This is a genomic window from Streptomyces sp. DH12 (assembly GCF_020873895.1).
Lineage (GTDB): Bacteria > Actinomycetota > Actinomycetes > Streptomycetales > Streptomycetaceae > Streptomyces.
This window is the reverse complement of the sequence record NZ_JAHWGT010001681.1, coordinates 1-387: the sequence shown is the minus strand read 5'-3', so window position 1 is coordinate 387 and position 387 is coordinate 1. Positions and strand designations below refer to the sequence as shown.

The 387-nt window shown below is 70.8% G+C and carries 1 pseudogene; it reads right to left on the bottom strand.

What is annotated here, in order from left to right:
- Nucleotides 1-47: 47 nt before the first annotated feature.
- Nucleotides 48-387, bottom strand: a pseudogene (locus LPA54_RS41720) (MerR family transcriptional regulator); the annotation flags it as partial.

Sequence of the window (387 nt, the reverse complement as noted above, 5' to 3'; positions counted from 1 at the left end):
CCGTTCCAGGCCGCTCGTGTCGGGCTCGCCCCGAGCGCCGATGCCGGTCAGCAGGTCCGAGGGGTATCGCCGTCCTGATCGGCCGGGTGAAGCAGCTCGATGACGCGTTTCTCGTACCGGACGCGGGCCGGGGAGAAGTCGTACGGCATCTTGCCGATGGCCTCCACCACGCTCGTCCTCGCCTCGCCTTCCTCCACACCGGCGAGCTCGTCGTCCTGGTCCAGGAGCTCGTCGAGGGCCTCGTCCAGGCCGGATCTGTCGATGGTGGCTCCCAGGGCGGTCTCATGAGCACAGCGCCGGGCAGCCAGGTCTTCGATGCCGGGGTCGTCGGGGGACATGGTGTCGTCCAGGGCCGCCTCGGCCTCGGCCAGGCGGTCGTCCTCGGCC